We start from the raw sequence: 24,270 nt of genomic DNA, 5'->3' as shown, positions 1-24,270 counted from the left end.
CGCTCGCTGCCCGTCGTCAGCCCGGGGCGGTTGCCGCCGAGCGGAGCCCACTCTCCCACGTGGGTGCGCGCGGGGTGGGCCAGGGCACGGCTACGGTGTGGGCATGTCGCAGCGGGTGCGCGTGGTGTGGACCCCCGAGCTGCTGGATTACGACTTCGGCCCCGGGCACCCCATGTCACCGCTCCGGTTGGACCTCACGATCCGGCTGGCCCGGTCGCTCGGCCTGCTCGACCATCCCGATGTGGAGGTGGTCGGCGCGCAGCCCGCCCCGGATGAGGTGCTATTGACCGCACACGATCCGGACTATGTGGCGGCGGTGCGGCGGGCCTCCGACGGGGGAGCGGTCGACCCGGCGTGGGGGATCGGCACCGAGGACGACCCGGTGTTCCCCGGCATGCACGAGGCCGCTGCTCGGGTGGTGGCCGGTAGTCGGGATGCGGCGCTGGCGGTCTGGCGTGGGGAGGTCGCGCACGCGGTGAACCTCACCGGCGGGATGCATCACGCGATGTACGGCGCGGCCAGCGGCTTCTGCGTGTACAACGACGCGGCGGTGGCGATCCGTGGACTGCTCGACGCCGGGGCGCGGCGGGTGGCCTATGTGGACATCGACGCCCATCACGGGGACGGGGTGCAGGCGGCGTTCTGGGACGACCCGCGGGTGTTGACCGTCTCGGTGCACGAGAGCGGTCACACACTGTTCCCGGGCACCGGTGATCCGGTGGACATCGGGGGGCCGGAGGCGGTGGGCGGTGCGGTGAATCTGGCACTGCCCGCGCACACCGGCGATGCGGGCTGGTTGCGGGCGGTGGACGCCGTGGTGCCGGAGGTGCTGCGGGCCTTCCAGCCGGAGTTCCTGGTCACCCAGCATGGCTGCGACGCCCATGTCGAGGATCCGATCGCGAATCTGGACGTCAGCATCGACGCGGAGCGGCTGGTCTCGCACTGGCTGCACGAGCTGGCCCATGAGGTCGCGGGGGGCCGGTGGCTGGCGCTGGGTGGCGGGGGCTACGCCGTGGTGGACGTCGTGCCGCGGGCGTGGACCCATCTGTTGGCCGAGGCGACGCACCGTCCGGTGGAGCCGAGCGCCCGGGTGCCGCGGGGGTGGCTGGATCAGGTGGTGGCGCTCTACGGCCGGGAGGCGCCGGGGTCGATGACGGATGGCGCGGATCTGCGCTGGCGGCCCTGGGCAGCGGGATTCGACCCGGATGACGGAGTGGATCGGGCGATTATGGCGACCCGTCGGGCGGCGTTTCCCGCGGTGGGGATCGACCCGCTTCTGGATTGATTGCGCATCACACGCGTCTCACCTTTCACAGGGACCTCACCACCCACTACAGTTGCGCCGGACCATCCACCGCACCCGACGTGCGACGACGAAAGAGCGGCCAGCATGAGCGAGCAGTCCCGGCGCGTCCGGTTCCTCACTGTGGCCGAGGTCGCCGAGGCGATGCGGGTGTCGAAGATGACCGTCTACCGCCTGCTGCACTCCGGTGAGATGCCGGCGGTGCGGGTGGGGCGCTCGTTCCGGGTTCCGCAGGATGCGCTGGACCAGTACCTGGCGACGGCGCACTTTGACGTGGATCTGGCCGAGGACGAGGGTGGCAGCGGTGCGGCGGGTCCGCGCCGGATGTCCTCCTGAGACCGTTCACGCCGATCCTGGCGCGGTCATCGCGGCGGATCGACTAAGGTAGGGGCGGACTTTCCCGTGCGTGGGTGTCCTGCCCGGCCCGGTGACCGGGGGTGAGAGCCCCCGTGTGCTGGTCGGAGGGGACACGCTGCGCGACGAACGACCACAACCGGCGGACGCCTGACGCGCTCGCCACCGGAAGCGAGTGAGGACCCATGGGCTCCGTCATCAAGAAGCGCCGCAAGCGCATGGCGAAGAAGAAGCACCGCAAGCTGCTGCGCAAGACGCGTCACCAGCGTCGCAACAAGAAGTGATCGCGGCCGTCCTCGGACGGCTTCGGTAGCGAGAGGCGCCCCGTCGACCCCGGTCGGCGCGGGCGCCTTCGCGTGTGTGACGACGGTCACCGTTCTACAACGATGTAGTCGAACCTTTCGTCCCTCTTGACGGCAAATCGCCCCACTGCTTCACTCGCACCCGGCGGCTCTTCAACGTTGAAGAGCCAGGCGCTTCGTGGCGCCAGCCCGGGTGTGAGGAGGTCAACGGTGATCTCACCGAACAGTCAGGGCATCAGCAGGCGGGCACTGATCCGCGGCGCGATGCTCGGAGCCGGTGCTCTGGCCGGCTCGTGGGCACTCAGCGGATGTGGCGGCACCGCCGCGGCCGCGGGGGCGACCCGGATCCAGATGTGGCACCTGTTCACCGGCGGTGACGGCGGCATCTTCCAACAGATGCTCTCCGAGGTGCAGAACGAGGACCCCGCGCTGGCCATCGACCCGGTGGTGCTCACCTGGGGTGCCCCGTATTACACGAAGCTGATCATGGCCTCGGTGGGTGGACGGTCGCCGGATCTGGCGGTGATGCACCTGACCCGGGTGGCCGGCTGGGTGCCGGGCGGCGTGCTCGACCCGTGGGACTTGGACGAGCTGGCCAGGCACGGCGTCAGCCAGGAGAACTTCCCGCCGGCGCTCTGGGACCGCGCGGTGATCGACGGGCAGCTGTGGGCGGTGCCGCTGGACTTCCACGCCTTCCTGCTGTTCTACGACCGGACGCTCGCGGACCAGGCGGGCATCCTCGGGCCGGACGGACTGGTCGGCGTCGACTCCCCGCAGGGGTTCCTGGACGCCGGTCGAGCCATGGCCGAGGTCACCGGATACGCCGGGATCGGCTACGGCTACACCGGCGACGGTGCCCAGATGTCCCGCATGCTCTGGGGGCTGTACGGCCAGACCGGCGCGGAGATCGCCCTGGTGCCGGGTGAACGTGCGCAGGTCGACCGGGACGCGCTGATCGAGGTCACCGCCTACGTGCAGTCGATGCTGGACGACACCGTCGCCATCGCCAACAGCGACTACAACGCCGCCGTGGCGTCGTTCAGCACCGGCCGGGTGGGGATGTGCTTCAACGGCAACTGGGAGCTGCCCACCTTCGTGAATGCCGGGGCGGACATCGACGCGATGCCGATGCCGACCCTCTTCGGCACCCCGGGCACCTACGGCGACTCGCACTGCTTCGTGCTGCCGCACCAGGTGAACGTCGACCCCGAACGCCGCGAGGCGGCCTACCGCACCGTGGCCGCGATGCTGAAGAAGTCGCTGCTGTGGAGCCAGGGCGGGCATATCCCGGCCAACCGCACGGTGACCGAGTCCGCCGAGTACCGCGCGGAGCTACCGCAGGCGCACTACGCCTCCGCCAGCGAGAACGCCATCTTCGACCCGCAGGCCTGGTTCACCGGCTCCGGATCGGACTTCCAGGCCCGGGTCGGCGAGGTGCTCCAGACCGCGTGGCTGGACAAGGGATCGCCCGAGTCCGCGGTGGACGGCCTGATCGACCGGCTGAACTCCGCCCTCCAGACCAAGCCGCCGGCGTGAGGAGACCGTGATGACCACGCAGATCAATCCCACCCGGACCGGTGCGGCGACCGTCGCCCTCACTGAGTCGCGACCGGCCAAGAACCGTCGCGGACGCGAGGGGCGTGGCTGGCCCTTCGTGCTGCCGTTCCTGATCGTCGCCACGCTGTTCCTGATCGTGCCCACGCTCTACGGGCTGGGCATGAGCTTCACCGAGCAGTCGCTGATGGGTAACGGCGGCTGGGTCGGCCTGGACAACTACGCCGAGGCGCTGGGCGACGCCACCATGTGGTCGACCCTCGGTCACACCGTCGCTTTCACCGTGTTGAGCACGATCCCGCTGGTGGCGGTCGCGTTGGCGATGGCATTGCTCGTCTACACCGGGCTGCCGGGTCAGTGGTTGTGGCGGCTGGCGTTCTTCGCCCCGTACATGCTGCCCGTCGCCGTCGTCGTGCAGATCTGGGTCTGGCTGTTCCAGCCGGAGATCGGGTTCCTCAACTACTGGCTGGACCGGTTCGGGCTGGACAAGGTCGGCTGGCTGACCGACACCAATGTCGCGATGTGGTCGATGGTGCTGCTGACCCTGTGGTGGACAGTGGGCTTCAACTTCCTGCTGTACCTGTCCGCATTGCAGGCGATCCCCGACCAGATGTACGAGGCCGCCGCACTGGACGGGGCCGGGTCCTGGCGACGACTGTTCTCGATCACCCTGCCGCAGCTCAAGGGCACCACGGTCCTGATCACGGTGCTCCAGGTGCTCGCGTCCCTCAAGGTCTTCGACCAGATGTTCATCGCCTTCAACGGCGGCTCCGGCCCGGGCGGCGTGACCCGGCCGATCCTGCAATACATCTACGACACCGGCTTCACCGGCTACCGGATGGGCTACGCCTCGGCGATGTCGTACATCTTCTTCGCGCTGATCATCGTCGTCACCGTGGTGTTCCAGCTGTTCACCACCCGTCGTCGGGAGGCCAACCGTGGCCGTTGAGACCGTGAACGTGAGCCGGCTGCGCAGTGCGTGGACCGAACGCCGCGATGACAACCGTCGGACCCGGGCGCTGGTGCTCGGCCGGTCCACGGTCGCGACTGTGCTGGCCGTGGTGATCCTGGTCGTGCTCGCGGTCAGCTGGCTGCTACCGATGCTCTGGGCGATCAGCACCAGCTTCAAGACCGAGGCGCAGGCCCAGTCGGTGCCGCTGCAGTGGATCCCGGACGGCGGGTTCACGCTGGAGAACTACACCGCCGTGTTCTCCCGCGGCGAGGTGATGCGCTGGATGGGCAACACCCTGCTGATCGCCGGGGCGGTGACCATCCTGACCGTGGTGCTGTGCGCGTTGGCCGGGTACGGCTTCTCCCGCACCCGGTTCCGCGGTCGACGGCTGCTGTTCGCCGGGACCATCGCGCTGATCGCCATCCCCGGACAGATCCTGATCGTGCCGCTGTTCCGCCAGATGCAGGCCATCGGCGCCGTCGACACCTACCAAGGCGTGATCCTGCCCCAGCTGGTGGCACCGGTCATGGTCTACATCTTCGCCAAATTCTTCTCCGAGATCCCGCAGGAGCTGGAGGACGCCGCCCGGGTGGACGGTGCCGGGCACTGGCGGACGTTCTGGTCCATCGTGCTGCCGATCTCCCGACCGATCGTCTCCGCGGTGGGGATCTTCGTGTTCATCGGGGCGTGGAACAACTTCCTGTGGCCGTTCATCGTCACCAACAACCCGGACCTGATGACCCTGCCGGTCGGACTGTCCACGGTGAAGAACGCCTACGGCACGATCTACGCCCAGACGATGGCTTCCGCGATGATTGCCGCCGCTCCGCTGATCATCCTGTTCATGCTGTTCCAGCGGCAGATCGTCAAGGCCGTGGCGACGACCGGACTCGGCGGACGATGACCATGTGCTAGAACCACGGGGGGCAGAGCGAGGAGGCCACAGTGAGCGCAGCCCGACGGTCGAGCGGTGCGACGATGCACGACGTCGCGCAGCTGGCCCAGGTGTCCGTGAAGACGGTCTCCAATGTGATCAACGGCTACCCGCACATCCGCCCGGCCACCAAACAGCGGGTGGAACAGGCCATCGACCAGCTCGGCTACCGGGTGAACATCACCGCCCGGAGCCTGCGGCAGGGTCGGACCGGCATGATCGGTCTGGCCCTGCCCGAGCTGGGGCTGCCGTACTTCGCGGAGTTGGCGGAGGCGATCATCCGGGTGGCGGAGGAGTCCGGCACCCTGGTGCTGATCGAGCAGACCAACGCGAATCGCGGGCGGGAGATCGAGGCGCTGGGCTCGCGGGTGCGGCACCTGACCGACGGGCTGATCTTCTCCCCGCTGGCGCTCGGGCAGGAGGACGTCGACCTGTTCGATGTGGACTTCCCGATGGTGCTGCTCGGTGAGCGGGTGTTCGGCGGGCCCACCGACCACGTCACCATGGACAACGTCGCTGCCGCCCGCGCCGCCACCGAGCACCTGCTGTCCCTCGGCCGACGTCGGATTGCGGTGATCGGCGCGCACCCGGGGGAGAAGGTCGGCACTGCGGCGCTGCGCATGCAGGGCTACCGCGAGGCGCTGACCGCCGCTGGGCTGCCCGTGGACGAGCGTCTGGTCGCGGAGGCCGGGGCCTGGCACCGCTCCACCGGGGACGCGGCGATGACTCGGCTGTTGGACGACGGGGTGGAGTTCGATGCCGTCTTCGGTCTGAACGACGCGGTGGCCCTCGGTGCGATGCACGCCCTGCGCCTGCGTGGCCGCTCGGTGCCGGAGGACGTGCTGGTGATCGGGTTCGACGACATCGAGGAGGCGTCCTACTCCGCGCCGACGCTCACCTCGGTCGCACCAGGTCTGGAGCAGATCGCCCGGACCGCGGTGCGGTACCTGCTGGAACGGATCGAGGGCAGCGCCCCCGACGGTCCACGCCAGGTGGTGACGGACTTCGCCCTGGTTCCGCGCCAGTCCACTAGTGCCTGACCCACCCCGACCCACCCTGACCCACCCGCCCCCAGCCGCACCGCCGGACCGCACCGGACCGCCGAGTTCGGTGGATCCGAGCCGAGTTCGGTTGCGGCGCAGACGACCTCGCGACCGCACCACCGAACTCGGCGCGGTGCGAGGCGGACCGGGCGCGGGGTCAGAGTGTCCGGGTCAGGACCAGGTCGCGCTCGGTGCGGGCACCGACGGTGAAGGTGCGCTCACCGGCGACCTCGAACCCGTGCCGCCGGTAGAACGCCTGGGCGCGCGCATTTTGGCCGTTCACCCCGAGCACGACCGCGGGCGCACCGCTCGCGCGGGCGGCGTCCAGGGTGGCGGTCATCAGTCGGCCGGCGACCCCGGTGCCCTGAGCGGCGGGTATCAGGTAGCACTTGGACAGGTAGGCGGTGCCCGGCACCGCACCCAGATCCTGATCCAGCGGCTCGCCGATCAGGGTCAGTGTGTAGCCGATCAGCGCCCCCTCGTGCTCCGCGACCAGGACCAGATGCCCCGGGGTGCGCAGATGCTCGGCGAAGTGCGCCGCGGTGAGATGTCCGGCGATGAAGGTCTGCTGGTCGGCGTTCGGCATGTCCGGCGGGCACGCCAGCGGGAAGGTGGCGGCCGCGAGCTCTGCCACCGCGTGCGCCTCAGCGGTCAGCGCTGGCCGGATGACCAGCTGGCCCGGTCGGATCGTCTGCGTGGACCCGGTCGCCGGGGAGTCGGCCTGGACCGGCACTGGACCACCCCTGTCCGTCATCGTCCCCACCGGCTGCGGATGGTCCGGCGCAGGGTCCGCGCGATCAGCGCCAGTGCCCAGATCGAGCCCGCTGCGGTCGCCGCGTCCACCCCGCGTCGGGTCCGGGCCCGACGGTTGCGGAACTCGCGCATCGGCCAGCCGACCTCTGCCGCGTGCCGTCGCAGCCGGGCGTCCGGGTTGATCGCGCAGGGGAATCCGACCTCGGACAGCACGGGCACGTCATTCGCCGAGTCGCCGTAGGCGAAGGACTGGCTCAGATCCAGTCCCTCGCGCTCGGCGAGCGTCCGGACGCCCTCAGCCTTGGCCTGGCCGTGCATCATGTCGCCGACCAGCCGTCCGGTGTAGAACCCGTCGGTGTGCTCGGCGACGGTCCCCAGCGCGCCGGTGGCCCCCAGCCGACGGGCGATCAGGTCGCCGATCTCGACCGGGGTGGCGGTGACCAGCCAGACCTGGTGTCCGGCGCTCAGGTGCTGGTCCAACAATCGCTGGGTGCCCGGGAAGATCCGCAGGGCGAGCACCTCGTCGTAGATGTCCTCGGCGATGGTGAGTACCTCGGCCACCGAACGTCCGCGCATGATGCTCAGCGCCCGGTCGCGCACCTCAGCGATCTGCGCCTTGTTCTCACCGAAGGCGAGGTAGCGCATCTGGTGCAGCGCGAACCGCACGATGTCGCTGGTCTTGAAGAACCCGCGCCGGTAGAGACCGACCCCCAGGTGGAACGCGCTCGCGCCCCGGATGATCGTGTTGTCGACGTCAAAGAACGCCGCGACCCGGGCGTCTGGTCCGTGCTGTGCAGCCAGATCTGCCGCGACCTGCCCGGATGCTCGCCCCTTGGCCGTCGTGGCATCGACGGGTCGGGGCTCGGTGGGCTCGGGCACCCGGCCACTGTAGCCATGCGGCCTAGGCTCGTCCTGTGCCCACCGCCGACAGTCGCGTCACGCTCTTCACCCGTCAGGGGTGCCACCTGTGCGAGTCCGCCCGTGCCGTGCTCCGGGAGGTCTGCGGTGACGACTGGCACGAGGTCGACGTCGACCTGCCCGATGCCCTGACCGGTGACGGTCGACCGGCGGGATCGGCCTACGGGGAGCTGCTGCCGGTGCTGGAGGTGGACGGTCGGCGGGCCGGGTACTGGCAGATCGACACAGATCTGCTCGTCGCAGCCCTGCAACGGTCGTCGAAGCCCTAACCTGGGACCGTGCGCCCGCTGCCGTCGACCACTGTCGCCCGACTGCCGGGATACCTGCGCTCGCTCGGCGGTCTCGCGTCGGAGGGGGCACACACGGTGTCCTCCGACCAGCTCGCCGACCTGGTGGGAGCGTCCCCGGCCCAACTGCGCAAGGACCTGTCCTACCTGGGTGCCGGTGGGCGTCGAGGCGTGGGGTACGAGGTCGACAGTCTGCGCCGTCAGATCGCCCAGGTGCTCGGGATGACCGAGGAGCGCCGACTGGTCATCGTCGGCATCGGTAACCTCGGGCACGCGCTGGCCACCTACTCCGGGTTCGCCGACCGTAGCTTCGAGCTGGTCGGGTTGGTCGACACCGACCCGGCTGTGGTGGGCACCACCGTCGCCGGTCACGTGGTGCGGCATGCGACGGAGCTGGAGAAGGTCGTCGCCGACGGGCAGGCCACCATCGCGATCCTGGCCACGCCCGCGTCGGCCGCGCAGCAGACCGCGGACCGCCTGGTCGCTGCCGGTGTGTCCGGCATTTTGAACTTCGCCCCGCGCACGGTCCGGGTGCCCGATGACGTCGAGGTGCGCGAGGTGGATCTGGGCTCGGAGTTGCAGATCGTGGCCTTCCACGCGCGGCGGCTCAGCGCCGAGAGCTGACGCCTGGGACAGCGCGAGGGCCCGGCCACGGCAGGGGATGTGCGTGGCCGGGCCCTCGCGGGTCCGTGCGGGGTGGGTGCCGGCGGCGGCTGGGCTCGCCAGCACCCACTCCCGGGAAGGGTCAGCCCTTGATGGCGGAGACCTCGAGCGCGATGTTCACCTTGTCGGAGACCAGCACGCCGCCGGTCTCGAGGGCCGCGTTCCAGGTCAGGTCGAAGTCCTTGCGGGAGATCGGCAGGGTGGCGGAGAAGCCGGCGCGCTGGTTGCCGAACGGGTCGGTGGCGGCACCGCCGAACTCGACGGCCAGGTCGACGGACTTGGTCACGCCGTGGATGGTCAGGTCGCCGGTGACGATGTAGTCCTCGCCGTCCGCCTTGACCGCGGTGGAGGTGAAGGTCCACTCGCCGAACTTCTCCACATCGAAGAAGTCGCCGCTCTTGAGGTGGCCGTCGCGGCCCGCGTCACCGGTGGTGATGGTGGACGGGTCCAGGGTGGCGGTGACGGCGGAGACCTCGAGGTCCTCGCCGACGGTGATCGCGCCACCGGTCACGGCGACGGTGCCCCGCACCTTGGAGATGCCGGCGTGGCGCACGGTGAAGGAGGCCTCGGTGTGCGACGGGTCGATGTTCCAGGTGCCGGCGACCAGGCCGGTGGGCAGAGCGGTCATGATGTCCATCCTCGTTAGTTGAAGCGTCAATCGCTGATAGTTGAGATTTCTACTACAGTGGACGCGAGGATGCAAGAGGACGTGCGAGAGGATGGTCCGGTGACCGACGTGAAGTGGCTCAGTGACGACGAGCAGGGCTGGTGGCGCGCTTATCGCGACGGCACCGCGCGTCTGCTGGACGTCCTCGGGCACGAGCTGGAGCGGGACACCGGCCTGTCGCTGGGCGAGTACGAGGTGCTGGTGCGGCTGTCCGAGGCGCCCGAGCGCACGCTGCGGATGTCCGAGCTGGCCGGTGAGCTGGCTCACTCGCGCAGCCGCCTGACCCACACGATCCGCCGGATGGAGAACGCCGGACTGGTCGAACGCACCCCCTGCGCACAGGACGCCCGCGGGGTGAACTGCACGATGACCCCCGCCGGTCACCAGCGCCTGGTGGCGGCCGCACCCTCGCATGTGACCTCCGTGCGCACCTACCTGGTCGACGCGCTGACGACCGAGCAGATGCGCGCGCTGGGCGAGGCGATGGCCGCCGTCGGAGCCGCGCTGAACGAGTCCGCGGCGGACGAGTAGGCGCGAGCACCCAGAACGGTTTGCGAGACTGACGCCATGGTCACCACCACCGTCCATCTGATGCGGCACGGAGAAGTGCACAACCCGGAGGGTCTGCTCTACGGCCGCCTGCCCGGCTACCACCTCTCCGAGCGCGGTGTGGCGATGGCGCAGATGGTGGCCGACCACCTGGCCGCCAAGGGCGGGATCACGGTGCTCTACGCCTCACCGCTGCAACGCGCGCAGGAGACCGCCGCGCCGATCGCCAGCGCCCTCGGGTTGGAGATCCGCACCGACGAGCGCCTGATCGAGGCAGCGAACCACTTTGAGGGCATGACCTTTGGGGTCGGCGACGGCTCGCTGCGTCATCCCCGGCACTGGCCGAAGCTGATCAACCCGTTCCGGCCCTCCTGGGGTGAGCCCTACACCGAACAGGTCGCCCGGATGGTCGCCGTCGTCGAGCAGGCCCGGGACGAGGCGCGCGGGCACGAGGCCGTCCTGGTCAGCCACCAGCTGCCGGTGTGGATCACCCGCCTGGCGTTGGAGAACCGGCGGCTGTGGCACGACCCGCGTCGTCGCCAGTGCTCGCTCGCCTCCCTGACCAGCATCACCTACGAGGACGACCGGCTGGTCGGCATCGGGTACTCCGAGCCCGCCGCCGACCTGCTGCCCGGTGCCTCGGCGGTGGCCGGCGCATGACCCCCCGGATCAGCCGCCGGGCTGTCGCCAGCGCACTCGCCGCCGGACTCCTCGCCCTCACCGCCTGCTCCGGTGGCACCACCTCCGGGGAGTCGACCACCGACGCGGGCTACCAGTCCCAGGACGGCTCCTTCACCTCCTGGTCGGTGGACGAGCGCCAGGGACCGGTCGAGGTCGCGGGCACCGACTATGCCGGCACCACCCAGGACACCGCGGACTGGCTCGGCGACGTGGTGATCCTCAACACCTGGTACGCCGCCTGCCCGCCCTGCCGGGAGGAAGCCCCGGACCTGGTGGACATCGCGAACGAGTACGCCGACCAAGGCCTGCATGTGCTCGGAATCAACGGGGTGGACGACGCGGGTGCCGCCGAGTCCTTCCAGCGCACCTTCGACGTGCCCTACCCGAGCATCGACGACCGGGACAAGGCTGCGGTGGCCTCCTTGCAGGGCGTCGTGCCGATCCAGGCCACCCCCACCACCGTCGTCCTCGATCGCGAGGGCAAGGTCTTCGCCCGGATCGTGGGGATGGCCGAGGGCTCCACCCTGCGCGCACTGGTCGAGGAGGCCCTGGCCGAGGACCCGGCGTGATCCCGGCCTCCGTCGGCGACAGCTTCGCGCAGACCGCCGCCACCGGGTCGCTGCTGGTCGCCGTGCCGGTGGCGGTGCTCGCTGGACTGGTCTCCTTCGCCTCACCCTGTGTGCTGCCGCTGGTGCCCGGGTACCTGGGTTACCTGGGCGGGATGTCGGCGGCGGTCGCCCCGACCGGAGCCTTGCCCGCTCAACCCGGACGGCTCGGCACCCAGACGGCCGCCCCTGCCCCGGCCCGCGGACGACTGGTGCTCGGTGTGCTGCTGTTCGTCGCCGGATTCACCGCGGTGTTTCTGGCCTACGGGTCGCTGGCGGGCTCGCTCGGCCGATTGCTCCTGCAATGGCAGGACCCGGTGACCCGGGTGCTGGGCGTGATCACCCTCGTGATGGGCCTGGCGTTCTGCGGCCTGCTCCCGTTCTGGCAGCAGGACCGGCGACGACTGATCGCCCCCCGCGCCGGGCTCTGGGGTGCCCCGGTGCTCGGCGTGACCTTCGGCATCGGCTGGACCCCCTGCATCGGACCCACCCTGGCTGCGATCCTCGCGATGTCCCTGGACGGCGGCTCCGCCGGTCGTGGCGCGCTGCTCGCCCTGGCGTTCTGCGTGGGGCTCGGGGTGCCCTTCGTGCTGGTGTCCTTCGGGGTGCAGCGCAGTCGACGGGTGCTCGACTGGCTCGGGCGGCACCGGCTCGCGGTGATGCGGGTTGGCGGCGGACTGCTGATCGCACTCGGCCTGGCGATGGTCACCGGCCTGTGGGGCCACCTCGCGTCCTGGTTGCAGGGCATCCTGACCGACTCCCAGCCCTTCATCCCGGCGGTGTGACATGACCCAGCAGAGCTACCGCCCGGAGGGCCTGGAGGACGCCTTCGCCGACTCCGGGTCGACCCCCACGGGGCCGACAGCGCCGGTGCTGCCCAGCCTGGGCGTCGTCGGTTGGCTGCGCTGGATGTGGCGGCAGCTGACCAGCATGCGGGTGGCGCTGCTGCTCCTCATGCTGCTGGCAGTGGCGGCGGTGCCCGGCACGGTGTGGCCACAGCGCGCCCAGGACGCCGACAAGGTCGCCACCTATCTGGCCGACCACCCCACACTCGGGCCGCTCCTGGACCGGTTGCAGTTCTTCGACGTGTACTCGTCGGTCTGGTTCTCCGCGATCTACCTGCTGCTGTTCATCTCCCTGGTGGGCTGCATCCTGCCGCGCTCCAGGCAGCATTGGCGTGCGATGCGCGGCCGTCCGCCGAGGGCACCGCGACGCTTCGACCGGTTCCCCGCCAAGGCCGACGGCACGCTGGACGCCAGCCCCGAGCAGGCCGCGCGCCGGGCCGCCGGGGTGCTGAGCGCCGGACGACGGTTCCGGGTCGACATCCGGGACGAGGGCACGGGCGTGTGGAGTGTCGCCGCCGAGCGCGGGTATCTGCGCGAGACCGGCAACCTGGTGTTCCACCTGGCGCTGGTCGGCCTGCTGGTGTCCATCGCCGCCGGGCAGATGCTGCACTACCGCGGGCAGGCGATCATCGTCGAGGGCCGGGCGTTCGCGAACACCCAGAGCGACTACGACACCTTCGAGTCCGGCACCGCGTTCCGGGCGTCCTCGCTGTCACCGTTCAGCCTGCGTCTGGACTCCTTCGAGAGCCGATTCGATCCGGACACCCTGCAATCCCGCGACTTCACCGCCGATGTGACCCTCACCGAACCCGACGGGCAGCCCACCGCGGAGACGATCAAGGTGAATCACCCGCTGGAGACCGGCGGCGCCAAGATCTACCTCCAGGGCAATGGCTACGCCCCCCAAGTCACCGTCCGGAACGCCGACGGGGAGGTGACCTTCTCCGGCGCGGTGCCCTTCCTCCCGCAGGACACGGTGTACACCTCGCAGGGCGTGATCAAGGTCCCTGACGTCACCTCCGGGCCGCAGATCGGCCTCCAGGGTGTGCTGCTACCCACCGCGGAGAACATCGGCGCGGACCTCTACCGTTCCATCGACCCGCAGCCGAACGATCCGCTGCTGGCGCTCGCGGTCTGGACCGGTGACCTGGGGTTGGACGACGGCATCCCGCAGAACGTCTACCAACTGGACGAGACCGGGCTGACCCAGATCACCGAGGACGACGGCACCCCCCTCACTCTGTACCTGCGTCCGGGTGAGACTGTGGACCTGCCGGAGGGGCTCGGCACGATCAGCTTCGAGTCGCTGCCCCGGTTCGTGGCACTGGATCTGCGGCACGACCCGTCGCTGGGCTGGGTGCTGACTTTCGCGCTGCTGGCCTTCGCTGGACTGGCCGCCTCGTTGTTCGTCCCTCGACGGCGGATCTGGCTCCGCTTCCGTGACGCAGACCCCACCGATTCCCAGGACGAAGGTCCTGTGGTTGGCCGTACAGTGGTCACCGCCGCGGCTCTGGCGCGCGGCGACGACGTGGGGTTGCAGGCGGAGCTGGACCGGGCGATGGACCGACTCCTCGGTCGCGACCCCAGCGAACGACGCGCGGGCTGAGCCCGGACGAGGACGGCAGAACATGGCAATCGGCGATATCAGCACCCTGCTGGTTTGGGGTGCGGCGACCGCGTTCACCATCGCGCTGATCGCGTACTCCGTGGCACTGGCCCGGGTGGCCGATGCGGCGACCGCCGAACACCGCCGGGAGCGGGCCCGCAAGATCACGGAGGCCAAGGCGGAGAAGGCCGCCGTCGGCGCCAGCGGGGGACTGATACTGCCGGTCGAGGACGATCCCACCGAGGACCCCGGCCCCGATCCGGTCGACGTCATCGGGCCCTCGCGCGCCGCCAACGGCATCGCCCGCAGTACCTCCTGGCTGGGTCTGCTGCTGCTCGGCGTCGGCATCGTGTTGCGCGGGATCGCCGCCGGACGCTGGCCCACCGCCAACATGTACGAGTTCACGCTGGTCGGCACCTTTGTGGCCGCCGTCGTCCTGGTGCTGGTGCAGCGCCGTCGGACCATCCCCTTTGTCGGGGTGCTGGTGATGGGCATCGCGGTGCTCGCGCTGGTGCTCGGCCTGAACGCCTTCTACGTCCAGGCCGATGAGGTGCAGCCCGCCCTGCAGAACTACTGGCTGGTGATCCACGTCGGCGTCGCCATCGCGGCGACCGGCGTCTTCACCGTCGCCTTCGCCACGTCGGTGCTCCAGCTCCTCCAGGACGGTCGGGAGAACGACCGCTCGCATGTGGCCGGCAACAAGGGTCTGGCGCGCTGGCGGGTCACCGGGCCGGCCTGGGCGTGGTTGCGCACCGTGCCCTCCGCCCGGCAGTTGGAGGCGCTGTCCTTCCGGCTGAACGCCATCGGCTTCGTGCTGTGGACCCTGACCCTGATCGGCGGCGCGATCTGGGCCGAGCAGGCTTGGGGCCGGTACTGGGGCTGGGACCCCAAGGAGGTCGGCACCTTCATCGCCTGGGTGGTCTACGCCGCATACCTGCACGCACGCACCACCCGCGGCTGGGCCGGTCGCCGGGCGGCGTACTTCGTCTTTGTCGGCTACGCGGTGGTGCTGGCCAACTTCACCGTGGTGAACCTGTTCGTCACCGGGAAGCACTCTTACTCGGGGCTCTGATCCCCGCTCGGAGCTGAGCCGCCCTCCTGCTCCCGCTTGCGGCGGCGTTGCTCCTGCTCCAACCGCCACAGGAAGTCCGGGTCGTCATCCGGGGCCACCGGGCCGCGCTGCGGTCGGGTCGGACCGGCTGACGGTCGGCCCGCACCGCCACCGGATGACGGGCCACCAGCCCGGGCCGCGCGCTGCGAGCGGCTGACCATGAACCACAGGATCGGCCCGATGACCGGGAAGACCACCACGATCACCAGCCACAGCCCGGCGGGCAGCCCGCGACGGTCGTGCTCCTCGCTGTTGGTCACGTCCACCGCCGCGTAGACGGCGAGCGCGATGATCAGCAGGAACAACAGGACGCGGGCCATACGCCCCAGCGTAGACGTCGGGCGCGGTTACGCTGGGTGAGTGCCTGTGGTGATCTACTCCCTGCTCCGGTTGGCCCTGTTCGCGGTCTGCACCGTCGCCCTGGCCTTCGCCGGGATGGGCTGGCTGTTCGCGGTGATCCTGGGCGCGATCCTGGCGGGGCTGCTGTCCTACCTGCTTCTCAAGGGTCCACGGGACTCCGCCGCACTGTGGATGCAGGCACGCTCACAGAAGCGCGGCGACCGACCGAAGCTCTCCCGTCGGGCGCAGGAGGACGCGGACGTCGAGGACGCCGCCGCCGACGGGCTGGATCAGAGCGCGAGCCCGAGCCCCAACAGCACGCCGTAACCCAGCTCGAACATCCCGGTCCCGGCCAACACCGGGATCAGCGCCCGGCCCTTCGCGCCGAGCAGCACGGTGGAGGACAGCAACACCGCGGGCAGTGCCAGCAGCATGACGATCAACGCCCACGGGTTCGCGACGGCGCAGACCAGACCCAGCAGCACCGGCACGGTCACCATCAGCACATAGGCCCGACGGGCCCGACGCTCACCGAGCCGGACCGCCAGCGTTCGTTTGCCCACCAGCGAGTCAGTGGGCACATCGCGCAGGTTGTTCACCATCAGCAGGGCGCAGGCGATCAGCCCCACCGCGACCGCACCGACAACGGCGGGCCAGGTGACCCGGTCCGCCTGGGTGTACGTGGTGCCGAGCACGGCGACCAGCCCGAAGAACACGAACACCCCGACCTCGCCCAGTCCGAGGTAGCCGTAGGGCTTCTTACCGCCGGTGTAGAACCACGCCGCCAGCACGCACAGCACGCCGATCGCCAGCAGCCACCACTGCCCGCTCAGCGCGACCAACCCGAGCCCGAACAGTCCGGCCACCCCGAAGCTCGCGAACGCGGCACCCTTGACCGCGCGCGGGCTGGCGGCGGCCGACGCGGTCAGTCGCATCGGGCCGACCCGCTCGGTATCGGTGCCCCGAATGCCGTCGGAGTAGTCGTTCGCGTAGTTCACCCCGACCTGCAACGCCAGGGCGACCCCCGCGGCCAGCAGGGCCCGTCCCGGGTGCGCGGCGTCGACCTGGGCCGCGGCCCCGGTGCCGACCAGCACGGGTGCAGCGGCGGCGGGCAGGGTGCGCGGACGTGCACCGGCGATCCACTCGGACAGCGTGGCCATGAGACTCCTGATTCAGGCGGTGAGGCGGTCGGCGGCCAGTGCGGCCACCCCCCGGCGGTCGATCTTGCCCGGTCCGCGCAACGGAAGCGCATCCAGCACGAGTTGGTGTCGGGGGGCGGCTGCCGGGCCGAGCGCGGCAGCGACGGTGGAACGGACCGCGGCGAGGTCGGGTTCCATCGCGCCCGGATGCAGCACCAGTGCCGCAGTGACCGCCTGCCCCCACTGCGGATCGGGCACCCCGACCACGCAGACCTCAGCGATCCCCGGCAGGGCAGCGATCACCCGCTCCACCGCGGCGGGCGGCACCTTCTCCCCGCCGGTGATGAGCACGTCATCGGCCCGGCCAAGCACGACCAACCGATCGTCCACCCAGGAGCCCAGGTCACTGGTGTGCAACCAGCGCGTGCCATCGGTACGGGTGCGGAAGGTGTCGGCGGTCAGCTCCGGGCGGTCGCGGTAGCCGGTGGCCAGCATGGGCCCGGACAGAGCGATCCTCCCGTCGTCGACCAGCTCGATCCGGACACCGTCCAGGGGCACCCCGTCGTAGACGCAGCCGCCGCAGGTCTCGGACATGCCGTAGGTGGTGACGATCCGGATGCCCCGCGCCCGAGCGTCCTCGACCAGCGACCCCGGCGCCGCGGCACCACCGAGCAACACGGCGTCGAATCCGGCCAGGGACTCGGTGGCGGCAGCGTCGGCCAGCACGCGGAGCAGTTGGGTCGGCACCAGGGACACATAGCGCGGACCGTCATCCGGCACCCGGGCAGCGGCGGCCCGGAAGCTCTCGGCGCGGAACGGCCCGGACAGCTGCACCGGCTCGGTGCCGGCGGCCACCGAGCGGAGGACGACTTGCAGTCCGGCGATGTGCGCGGTGGGCAGGGCCAGCAGCCAGTGCCCGGCCCCAGAGAGGCGGCGATGGGTGGCCGCCGCCGAGGCGCGCAGGGCATCCGCGGATAGCAGCACGTCCCGGGGTGCACCGGTGGAGCCAGAGGTGCGGACCAGCAGCGCGACCTCGTCCGGGACATCCGAGCCGGGCTCGATCTGATCAGTCGCCCCGGGCCGGTCTCCGTCGACAGCCACCGGCAGCACCGCTGGCCCGTCACCGTCCAGTGCCGCCCGCAGCGCGTGACTGAGCGCCGATACCGGGGCAGAGGGGACGACTCGGACGGGGCGGCTCACCGGATCAGGGTAGATCCGCCCGTACAGTGGTCGGCGCTCCCACCGGTGAGGGCGTGCGCAGTCAGCGCCCTCGCGGACCAACCTGAAGGCTTCCGATGTCGAAAACCATGCGTCCCCGTCGCAGCGCCGGAGTCGTCCTGGGCACCTGTGTGGCTCTGCTGCTCGCGGCCTGCGCCACCGGCAGCCCCGACCCCGCGGTCAGCACCGCCCCGGCGACCATCGAGCCGAATAAGGGTGCGGTGCCCGACCCCGACCTTCCGGCGGTCTGGCCGCTGACCGGTGAGCAGGGGACCATCGAGGACCGTGCGGCGCTCGCGGTGAAGATCGAGAACACCGCCGTCGCCCGGCCGCAGAGCGGGCTGAACCAGGCGGATGTGGTCTGGGAGACCATCGTCGAGTTCGAGGTCTCCCGACTGGTGGCGGTCTACCACTCGCAGGTTCCGGAGGAGATCGGCCCGATCCGCTCCGTGCGACCGATGGACACCGCGATCACCTCGCCGCTGAACGGGCTGCTGGCGTTCTCCGGCGGGCAGGCCGGCATCCTGCAGATGGTCGAGGCCTCCCCGGTGCAGGCGCTCAGCCACGACGCGGGCATCGACGGGATGTACCGCAAGAAGGGCCGCTCCGCCCCGCACAACGTCTACGCCACCCCGACCGCGCTGTGGTCTCAGGCAGACCCAGAGCACCAGAGCAGTCCGGAGCGTCAGTTCGCCGTCGCCCGGACCGCCGAGGCTGCCACCGCGACGCAGATCGGTGCGCCGGCCACCCGGATGGACTTTGACCTGTCCGGGCAGTCGAAGCCGTCCTGGGTGTGGAACGGTGAGGTCTGGCAGCGCTGGGAGGGCAGCTCCGAGGCGATGGATGCCGCGGACAACACCCAGGTGCACGCGGACAACGTGGTGGCGATCGTCGCCGCGCATCCGAACACCGGATTCGCCGCGCAGGGTGGCGCCCCGGTGCCGACCTACACGCTGGTCGGTACCGGCACCGGGACGCTGGCCACCGGCGGGAAGACCGTCGACGTCACCTGGCAGAAGGACTCCGAGACCGCACCGCTGCGCCTGCTGCTGCCCGACGGCACCGAGGCGCAGCTGGCCCCGGGGAACACCTGGGTGGAGCTGGTGCCCGCCGAGACCGGGACGATGACGATCTCCTGATCCGCGGCCACTTCACCCACGAGCGACCCGGGTCCACCGATCGCCCGCCATGCGACCCCGGGTTCATCGCTCGTTCCCCTGCGCGCCCCGGGCCGCCGATGCGCCACTTTCTGAGGGGCATATCGCCCGTATCACCTCAGAAATTGACCCATCGGCGCATCGCGAGCGTGCACGAGGTGACGGGTGGGCGCAGGGGCTGGCTCAGTACATGTAGCCGAACTTGCCCCAGTCCGGGTCGCGCCGTTCCAGGAACGCGTCCCGACCCTCGACTGCCTCGTCGGTCATGTACGCCAACCGGGTGGCCTCCCCGGCGAAGACCTGCTGCCCAGCCAGTCCGTCGTCCGCGAGGTTGAACGCGAACTTCAGCATCCGGATCGCCTGCGGGGACTTGGTGGCGATGATCCGGGCGTATTCCAGCGCCGCATCTTCGATCTGCTCGTGGTCGACCACGTCGTTGATCGCGCCCCAGTCGTAGGCGTCCTGCGCGGAGTACTCGCGCGCTAGGAAGAAGATCTCCCGCGCCCGCTTCTGTCCGACCTGGCGGGCCAGCAACGCCGAGCCGTAACCGCCGTCGAAGGAGCCGACATTCGCGTCGGTCTGCATGAACCGGGCGTGCTGTCGGGACGCGATGGTCAGATCCGCCACCACGTGCAGCGAGTGCCCGCCGCCGGCAGCCCAGCCGTTCACCACGGCGACCACGACCTTCGGCATGGTCCGGATCAGGCGCTGCACCTCCAGGATGTGCAGCCGTCCGGCGCGGGCCGGGTCGATCTGATCAGCGGTCTGGCCCTCGGTCGACTCGGTGTACTTGTACCCGTCCCGGCCGCGGATGCGCTGGTCGCCGCCGGAGCAGAACGCGTAGCCGCCGTCCTTGGGGGAGGGGCCGTTGCCGGTGAGGATCACGGTGCCGACATCCGAGCTCATCCGCGCGTGGTCGAGCACCCGGTAGAGCTCGTCCACGGTGTGTGGCCGGAAGGCATTGCGGACCTCGGGCCGGTCGAAGGCGACACGGACGACGGGGAGGTCGCGGGGCTCCGGGCCGGTGCGGTCGACCCCCCGGTGATAGGTCAGGTCGGTCAGGTCCTCGAATCCGGACACCAGCCGCCAGCGGCTCGGATCGAAGGTGTCGGAGACAGAGGCGGGGAGCGTCGAGGTCACATCGGCCAGGGTAGGCCAGCGGCAAAAGTGGTACGGTTGTGCCACTTACGCGAGGTGCGACGGCGGAGAACCCACCCGGCACCTCGAAGGGCGGGGCGTCCCGTCGGGGAGACATGACATGGCCTGGGTCGTCTTGATCCTGTCTGGACTGTTGGAGGCCGGCTGGGCGCTGAGCCTCAAGGCCTCCGAAGGCTTCACCAAACTGTGGCCGAGCGTGTCCTTCGTGGCGCTGCTGGCCCTGTCGATGTTCGGGCTGAGCTGGGCGCTGCGGACCCTGCCGGTGGGCCTGGCCTACGCGGTGTGGGTCGGTATCGGTGCGGCGACCACGGCGATCCTCGCGATCGTCTGGCTGGGCGAGGGGGTGTCGGTCGGCAAGATCGTCTCCCTGGTGCTGATCGTCGCCGGCGTGGTCGGCCTGAACCTCAGCTCCGGCGGCGGGCACTGACGATGACCGTCGGCGGCGGCACCGCGAAGGGGGCCCGGCGACGGACCGCCATCGCCGCTGCCGCCGCCGCACTGGTGCTGTCCGACGGTCCCGCGGCGCTGAGCCACCGCGCGGTCGCTGCCCGGGCCGGGGTGCCGCTGGCGGCCACCACGTACTACTTCCGCGATCTGGACGAGCTGGCGGCTGTCGCCGGAGCTGCGCTGGTGGACGGCTGGGCGGCGCATGCGCAGCAGGCCTTGGATCGGTTGCGCGACGGGGGTGGGCCCGGGGCGGGACGGGGCGCGGGATTCGCCACCGCTCAGGCTGCCGAGGGCCGCACTGTCGGGTCCGCGAGGTCTGCTGACGCTGGGCGGACGGAGCCTCGCCACGGCGACCGGGCGCCGACCGCGATGGGCGACCCCGGCTCGATGGGCGACCCCGGTTCGACGGGCGACCCCGGCTCGATGGGCGACCCCGGCTCGATGGACGGCCCGGTCTCGATGGACGCCCAGGTCGGGGTGGGTGGCCCGGTCGGGATGGACGATCCGGCCGCGGTGCTCGCGGACGCCCTGCTCCCGCCGGGTGACGACGCCGCGATCCGTGCCCACCACGAGCACCTGCTCGCCCTCGCCCGGCACCCCGCACTGGCCGCCGCAGTGGGGGAGGCCCGGCAACGCCTGGACGAGGTGTTGGTCGCGCTGACCGCTGCGGTGTTCGACGGCCTGAGCGCGCGGCCGGTCGACCCGGCCCTGGTGCTGGCGGTGGTCGACGGTGCGGTGGTGTCCGCAGCGAGTGAGGCGCGTGCCATCCGCCCCCACGCCCGGCTGCTGTTGACGATCCTGATCAGCGCCCTGACCTGACCGCGCGGCCCGGCGCAGGCGCACCCTCTACCCTGGCCGGGTGCATGTCTACGCGATCGGCCTGCGGACCCGGTTCCGGCGGATCACCGTCCGTGAGGGCGTGCTGGTCGAGGGTCCGGCCGGGTGGGGCGAGTTCAGTCCGTTCTGGGACTACGACCCCACCGAATCCGCCGCCTGGTGGCGTGCCACGCGCGAAGCGACCGAACGGGGCTTCCCTGCGCCGGTCCGCGAGCGCGTGCCCGTGAACGTCACCGTCCCCGCCGTGGACCCCGAGGTCGCCACTCGGATCGTCCGCGACTCCGGCGGTTGTCGCACCGCCAAGGTCAAGGTCGCCGAACCCGGGCAGACCGTCGAGCAGGAGGCCGACCGGCTCGCAGCGGTGCGCGATGCCCTGGGTGCGGACGGCGCGATCCGGATCGACGCCAACGGTGGCTGGGATGTGGATACCGCGGTGGAGCGCATCCACCGGCTCAACCGGGCTGCGGGCGGGCTGGAGTACGTCGAGCAGCCGGTGGCGACCGTCCCTGAGCTGGCGCAGGTGCGCCGCGCGGTGACTGTGCCCATCGCCGCCGACGAGTCGATTCGGCGCGCCGCGGACCCCGACGCGGTCGTGCGGGCCGACGCCGCCGACATCGTGGTGCTGAAGGTCCAGCCGATCGGTGGAGTGCGAGCCTGCCTGGAGCTCGCGGAGCGGATCGGACTGCCGGTGGTGGTGTCCTCCGCCATCGAGACGTCGGTCGGGCTCGCCGCCGGTGTCGCCCTGGCCGCTGCCCTGCCCGACCTGCCCTACGCCTGTGGTCTGGCCACCGCCCAGCTCCTCACCGACGACGTCACCGATCACCCGCTGCTGCCGGTGGCGGGCGCGTTGGACGTGGCCGCTGCTGCCGCGATGCGCCCCACCGCGGAACGGCTCGATGTCACCGCCGCCGACGACTCGACCGCCGCACGCTGGCAGGAGCGGCTGGACCAGGTGCTGGCGGTGACGCGATGACCGCCCCCGCGCCGCACAGTGCCCGGGTGCTGCTCCAGGCGTTGGCCGCGCTCGGTGTGCGGGATGTGGTGCTGGCCCCCGGCTCGCGCTCCGCGCCGCTGGCCTATGCCCTCGCGGATGCGGCAGCCGACCCGCGCCCACCGCATGCCCCTGAACTCCGAATGCATGTGCGGGTGGACGAGCGGGTCGCCGGGTTCCTCGCGCTGGGTCTGGCCCGTGCCGCCCGTGAGCAGGGCGATCTGCGACCGGTGGCCGTGGTCACCACCTCCGGGACGGCCGTGGCCAACCTGCATCCCGCGGTGCTGGAGGCTCATCACGCCGGTCTGCCCCTGCTGCTGCTGACCGCCGACCGTCCGCATGAGCTGCGGGGAACCGGTGCCAACCAGACCACCGTGCAGATCGGGATGTTCGGTTCCGCGGTGCGGCTGTCCCTTGACGTGCCCGCGCCGACCGGACGCCCCGGCGAGGACCGCGATCTGCGCCATCTGGCCACCCGCGCGGTCACGGCCGCCCTCGGCACGCGGACCGCCGACCCCGGACCGGTGCAGCTGGACCTGGCCTACCGTGAGCCGCTGACCCCCGACGACGCGGTCTGGCCCGAGCCCGTGATGGCCGGGCTGACGACGGTGCGCCCCGCTGCGGCTGCGGTTCCCGAGGCCCCGCGCCCGACCGGACCGACCGTCGTGGTGGCCGGTGACGGTGCGGGGGCTGCGGCCCGCGATCTGGCCGAGGCTGCCGGGTGGCCGCTGCTGGCCGAACCGTCCTCGGGCGCACGCTCGGGGGCGCATGCCGTCGCTGCCTACCGCCTGCTCCTCGGCGAGCCTGAACTCGGTGGCCGGATTCGCTCGGTGGTGCTGCTCGGTCGTCCCACGCTCTCCCGCCCGGTGTCGGCCCTGCTGGCCCGGGACGAGGTGGACCTGACCGTGATCGCCCCCTTCGGAGCGGACTGGCCCGATGCCGGACGCGCAGCGGACCGGGTGCTGCCCGGTGTGCCGTCGAGTTGGTCCGAGTCGGATGCCGACCCCGGCTGGCTGCGCGCGTGGCAGGACGCCGACGCCCGGGCCGCCGCCGCGATCGCCGACGTGCTGGGTGACAGTGCCGTCGATGCCGTCGATGCCGTCGATGCCGTCGATGCCGTCGATGCCGTCGATGCCGTCGATGCCGGTGACGTCGTTGACCGGGACCGGGGCCGGGGCGCTGCCTTGCCCGGAGCTCTGTCGGGCCCGACCGTCGCCGCCGTCGTGTCCGCCGCCATCGGCCCGGAGGATGTCCTGGTCCTCGGCTCCTCCAATCCGATCCGCGATGTCGATCTGATGGCCCGCTGGCCCGAGCCGGTCACCGTGATCGCCAATCGTGGTCTGGCCGGGATCGACGGCACCATCTCGACCGCCGCCGGAGTCGCCCTCGGCCTGCCCGGTCGGCAGGTGCGCGCGCTGATGGGTGACCTGACCTTCCTGCACGACGTGGGCGGACTGCTGCATCTGGAGGCCGAGCGCCGCCCGGACCTGCAGGTGATCGTGATGAACGACGCCGGGGGCTCGATCTTCGCCACACTGGAACACGGCGCGCCGGAGCGGGCGGGTGTCTTCGAGCGGATCTTCGGCACCGCCCATCGGGCCGACCTGGCCGGACTGTGCGCAGGCTACGGCGTCCCCCACCGCCGAGTCCGCACTACCCAGGAGCTGGCCGCCGCACTCACCGATCCGCCCCGCGGCACCACCGTTGTCGAGGTGGTGGTCGACCGTGCCGACCGTCGCGCACTCACGCAGCGGCTTTCCCGCGCTGTGCAGGTCGCTGTCGGGGGACAATCCTCCTGAGCGCCAACGGATTCGCAGCAGACTCCCAGGATTCCCCGAGGCACGCTCCAGATCACTG

At 71.0% G+C, this 24,270-nt stretch carries 28 protein-coding genes; 21 read left to right on the top strand and 7 right to left on the bottom strand.

The window, feature by feature from the left end:
- The first annotated feature begins 103 nt into the window (after positions 1-103).
- From AB0N78_RS10665 to AB0N78_RS10635, 7 genes are all read left to right on the top strand, one after another.
- A complete protein-coding gene (locus AB0N78_RS10665) occupies positions 104-1,285 on the top strand; it encodes an acetoin utilization protein AcuC (RefSeq protein ID WP_363389551.1) in 1,182 nt (393 codons plus the stop codon).
- Positions 1,286-1,390: 105 nt separating this feature from the next.
- Positions 1,391-1,639 (top strand): helix-turn-helix domain-containing protein, encoded by a 249-nt coding sequence (locus AB0N78_RS10660; RefSeq protein WP_363389548.1) that lies wholly within the window; start codon positions 1,391-1,393, stop codon positions 1,637-1,639.
- Between the two features lie 203 nt (positions 1,640-1,842).
- On the top strand, positions 1,843-1,941 hold the full coding sequence (locus AB0N78_RS10655; RefSeq protein WP_003792170.1) for an AURKAIP1/COX24 domain-containing protein: 99 nt from the start codon (positions 1,843-1,845) through the stop codon (positions 1,939-1,941).
- Positions 1,942-2,169: 228 nt separating this feature from the next.
- Positions 2,170-3,495, top strand: coding sequence for an extracellular solute-binding protein (locus AB0N78_RS10650; RefSeq protein WP_363389545.1), 1,326 nt, complete (start codon positions 2,170-2,172; stop codon positions 3,493-3,495).
- A 10-nt stretch (positions 3,496-3,505) separates the two neighbouring features.
- Complete coding sequence (locus tag AB0N78_RS10645) at positions 3,506-4,462, top strand: sugar ABC transporter permease (RefSeq protein ID WP_363389542.1); 957 nt, start codon at positions 3,506-3,508, stop codon at positions 4,460-4,462.
- A complete protein-coding gene (locus AB0N78_RS10640; RefSeq protein ID WP_363389539.1) occupies positions 4,452-5,369 on the top strand; it encodes a carbohydrate ABC transporter permease in 918 nt (305 codons plus the stop codon). Before AB0N78_RS10645 ends, AB0N78_RS10640 begins: the two co-directional genes overlap by 11 nt.
- A gap of 41 nt (positions 5,370-5,410) precedes the next feature.
- Positions 5,411-6,439, top strand: a complete 1,029-nt coding sequence (locus AB0N78_RS10635) for a LacI family DNA-binding transcriptional regulator (RefSeq protein WP_363389536.1) — start codon at positions 5,411-5,413, stop codon at positions 6,437-6,439.
- A gap of 160 nt (positions 6,440-6,599) precedes the next feature.
- Here AB0N78_RS10635 and AB0N78_RS10630 read toward each other — a convergent pair whose 3' ends face one another.
- Both AB0N78_RS10630 and AB0N78_RS10625 read right to left on the bottom strand, forming a co-directional pair.
- Positions 6,600-7,175, bottom strand: coding sequence for a GNAT family N-acetyltransferase (locus tag AB0N78_RS10630; protein WP_363389533.1), 576 nt, complete (start codon positions 7,173-7,175; stop codon positions 6,600-6,602).
- A gap of 17 nt (positions 7,176-7,192) precedes the next feature.
- Positions 7,193-8,074, bottom strand: a complete 882-nt coding sequence (locus AB0N78_RS10625) for an HAD-IB family hydrolase (RefSeq protein WP_363389530.1) — start codon at positions 8,072-8,074, stop codon at positions 7,193-7,195.
- A 35-nt stretch (positions 8,075-8,109) separates the two neighbouring features.
- Between AB0N78_RS10625 and AB0N78_RS10620 the strand changes: the two genes are divergently transcribed.
- Together AB0N78_RS10620 and AB0N78_RS10615 are read left to right on the top strand one after the other, a co-directional pair.
- Positions 8,110-8,382 carry a glutaredoxin family protein gene (locus AB0N78_RS10620; protein ID WP_363389528.1) on the top strand — a complete coding sequence of 91 codons (273 nt, stop codon included), beginning with the start codon at positions 8,110-8,112 and terminating at the stop codon, positions 8,380-8,382.
- A gap of 9 nt (positions 8,383-8,391) precedes the next feature.
- On the top strand, positions 8,392-9,024 hold the full coding sequence (locus AB0N78_RS10615; RefSeq protein WP_363389525.1) for a redox-sensing transcriptional repressor Rex: 633 nt from the start codon (positions 8,392-8,394) through the stop codon (positions 9,022-9,024).
- Between the two features lie 121 nt (positions 9,025-9,145).
- Here AB0N78_RS10615 and AB0N78_RS10610 read toward each other — a convergent pair whose 3' ends face one another.
- A complete protein-coding gene (locus AB0N78_RS10610; protein WP_363389523.1) occupies positions 9,146-9,691 on the bottom strand; it encodes a YceI family protein in 546 nt (181 codons plus the stop codon).
- A 99-nt stretch (positions 9,692-9,790) separates the two neighbouring features.
- On the opposite strand from AB0N78_RS10610, the gene AB0N78_RS10605 reads away from it, so the two are divergent.
- From AB0N78_RS10605 to ccsB, 6 genes are read left to right on the top strand one after another with little or no spacing between them, the layout of a single operon-like run.
- Complete coding sequence (locus AB0N78_RS10605; protein ID WP_363389520.1) at positions 9,791-10,261, top strand: MarR family transcriptional regulator; 471 nt, start codon at positions 9,791-9,793, stop codon at positions 10,259-10,261.
- Positions 10,262-10,297: 36 nt separating this feature from the next.
- Positions 10,298-10,939 carry a histidine phosphatase family protein gene (locus AB0N78_RS10600; RefSeq protein WP_363389517.1) on the top strand — a complete coding sequence of 214 codons (642 nt, stop codon included), beginning with the start codon at positions 10,298-10,300 and terminating at the stop codon, positions 10,937-10,939.
- Entirely contained in the window at positions 10,936-11,529 is a 594-nt protein-coding gene (locus tag AB0N78_RS10595) for a TlpA disulfide reductase family protein (RefSeq protein WP_363389514.1), read from the top strand. The genes AB0N78_RS10600 and AB0N78_RS10595 overlap by 4 nt, the downstream gene beginning before the upstream one ends.
- Positions 11,526-12,350, top strand: coding sequence for a cytochrome c biogenesis protein CcdA (locus AB0N78_RS10590; protein WP_363389511.1), 825 nt, complete (start codon positions 11,526-11,528; stop codon positions 12,348-12,350). The genes AB0N78_RS10595 and AB0N78_RS10590 overlap by 4 nt, the downstream gene beginning before the upstream one ends.
- 1 nt (position 12,351) lies before the next feature.
- Positions 12,352-14,016 carry a cytochrome c biogenesis protein ResB gene (locus AB0N78_RS10585; protein ID WP_363389509.1) on the top strand — a complete coding sequence of 555 codons (1,665 nt, stop codon included), beginning with the start codon at positions 12,352-12,354 and terminating at the stop codon, positions 14,014-14,016.
- Positions 14,017-14,038: 22 nt separating this feature from the next.
- Positions 14,039-15,088: a c-type cytochrome biogenesis protein CcsB gene (gene ccsB / locus AB0N78_RS10580; protein WP_363389506.1), complete on the top strand. Its 1,050-nt coding sequence runs from the start codon at positions 14,039-14,041 to the stop codon at positions 15,086-15,088.
- Here the strand turns inward: ccsB and AB0N78_RS10575 are convergent.
- Entirely contained in the window at positions 15,073-15,447 is a 375-nt protein-coding gene (locus AB0N78_RS10575) for a PLD nuclease N-terminal domain-containing protein (RefSeq protein WP_363389503.1), read from the bottom strand. The two genes, ccsB and AB0N78_RS10575, sit on opposite strands and share 16 nt — an antisense overlap.
- Before the next feature lie 40 nt (positions 15,448-15,487).
- On the opposite strand from AB0N78_RS10575, the gene AB0N78_RS10570 reads away from it, so the two are divergent.
- Positions 15,488-15,793 carry a DUF4229 domain-containing protein gene (locus AB0N78_RS10570; protein WP_363389500.1) on the top strand — a complete coding sequence of 102 codons (306 nt, stop codon included), beginning with the start codon at positions 15,488-15,490 and terminating at the stop codon, positions 15,791-15,793.
- On the opposite strand, the gene AB0N78_RS10565 is transcribed toward AB0N78_RS10570, so the two are convergent.
- Both AB0N78_RS10565 and menE read right to left on the bottom strand, forming a co-directional pair.
- Complete coding sequence (locus AB0N78_RS10565; RefSeq protein WP_363389497.1) at positions 15,757-16,626, bottom strand: 1,4-dihydroxy-2-naphthoate polyprenyltransferase; 870 nt, start codon at positions 16,624-16,626, stop codon at positions 15,757-15,759. The two genes, AB0N78_RS10570 and AB0N78_RS10565, sit on opposite strands and share 37 nt — an antisense overlap.
- A gap of 12 nt (positions 16,627-16,638) precedes the next feature.
- The gene (menE, locus tag AB0N78_RS10560; RefSeq protein ID WP_363389495.1) at positions 16,639-17,805 is read right to left on the bottom strand and encodes an o-succinylbenzoate--CoA ligase; all 1,167 of its coding nucleotides are present in this window, start codon (positions 17,803-17,805) and stop codon (positions 16,639-16,641) included.
- A gap of 107 nt (positions 17,806-17,912) precedes the next feature.
- Between menE and AB0N78_RS10555 the strand changes: the two genes are divergently transcribed.
- Positions 17,913-18,962: a DUF3048 domain-containing protein gene (locus AB0N78_RS10555; protein WP_363389492.1), complete on the top strand. Its 1,050-nt coding sequence runs from the start codon at positions 17,913-17,915 to the stop codon at positions 18,960-18,962.
- 201 nt (positions 18,963-19,163) lie between these two features.
- Here AB0N78_RS10555 and AB0N78_RS10550 read toward each other — a convergent pair whose 3' ends face one another.
- Entirely contained in the window at positions 19,164-20,120 is a 957-nt protein-coding gene (locus tag AB0N78_RS10550) for a 1,4-dihydroxy-2-naphthoyl-CoA synthase (protein ID WP_363389489.1), read from the bottom strand.
- Between the two features lie 118 nt (positions 20,121-20,238).
- Between AB0N78_RS10550 and AB0N78_RS10545 the strand changes: the two genes are divergently transcribed.
- From AB0N78_RS10545 to menD, 4 genes are read left to right on the top strand one after another with little or no spacing between them, the layout of a single operon-like run.
- Positions 20,239-20,565, top strand: coding sequence for a multidrug efflux SMR transporter (locus AB0N78_RS10545; RefSeq protein WP_363389486.1), 327 nt, complete (start codon positions 20,239-20,241; stop codon positions 20,563-20,565).
- Between the two features lie 2 nt (positions 20,566-20,567).
- On the top strand, positions 20,568-21,404 hold the full coding sequence (locus AB0N78_RS10540; protein ID WP_363389483.1) for a hypothetical protein: 837 nt from the start codon (positions 20,568-20,570) through the stop codon (positions 21,402-21,404).
- A gap of 40 nt (positions 21,405-21,444) precedes the next feature.
- Positions 21,445-22,395, top strand: coding sequence for an o-succinylbenzoate synthase (locus AB0N78_RS10535; protein WP_363389480.1), 951 nt, complete (start codon positions 21,445-21,447; stop codon positions 22,393-22,395).
- Positions 22,392-24,212: a 2-succinyl-5-enolpyruvyl-6-hydroxy-3-cyclohexene-1-carboxylic-acid synthase gene (menD, locus tag AB0N78_RS10530; protein ID WP_363389477.1), complete on the top strand. Its 1,821-nt coding sequence runs from the start codon at positions 22,392-22,394 to the stop codon at positions 24,210-24,212. The genes AB0N78_RS10535 and menD overlap by 4 nt, the downstream gene beginning before the upstream one ends.
- Positions 24,213-24,270: the final 58 nt, after the last annotated feature.

Origin of the sequence: Cellulomonas sp. NPDC089187, from assembly GCF_040685135.1 — a bacterium.
Classification (GTDB): Bacteria; Actinomycetota; Actinomycetes; order Actinomycetales; family Cellulomonadaceae; genus Cellulomonas.
This window is presented reverse-complemented; position numbering and strand designations above follow the sequence as displayed.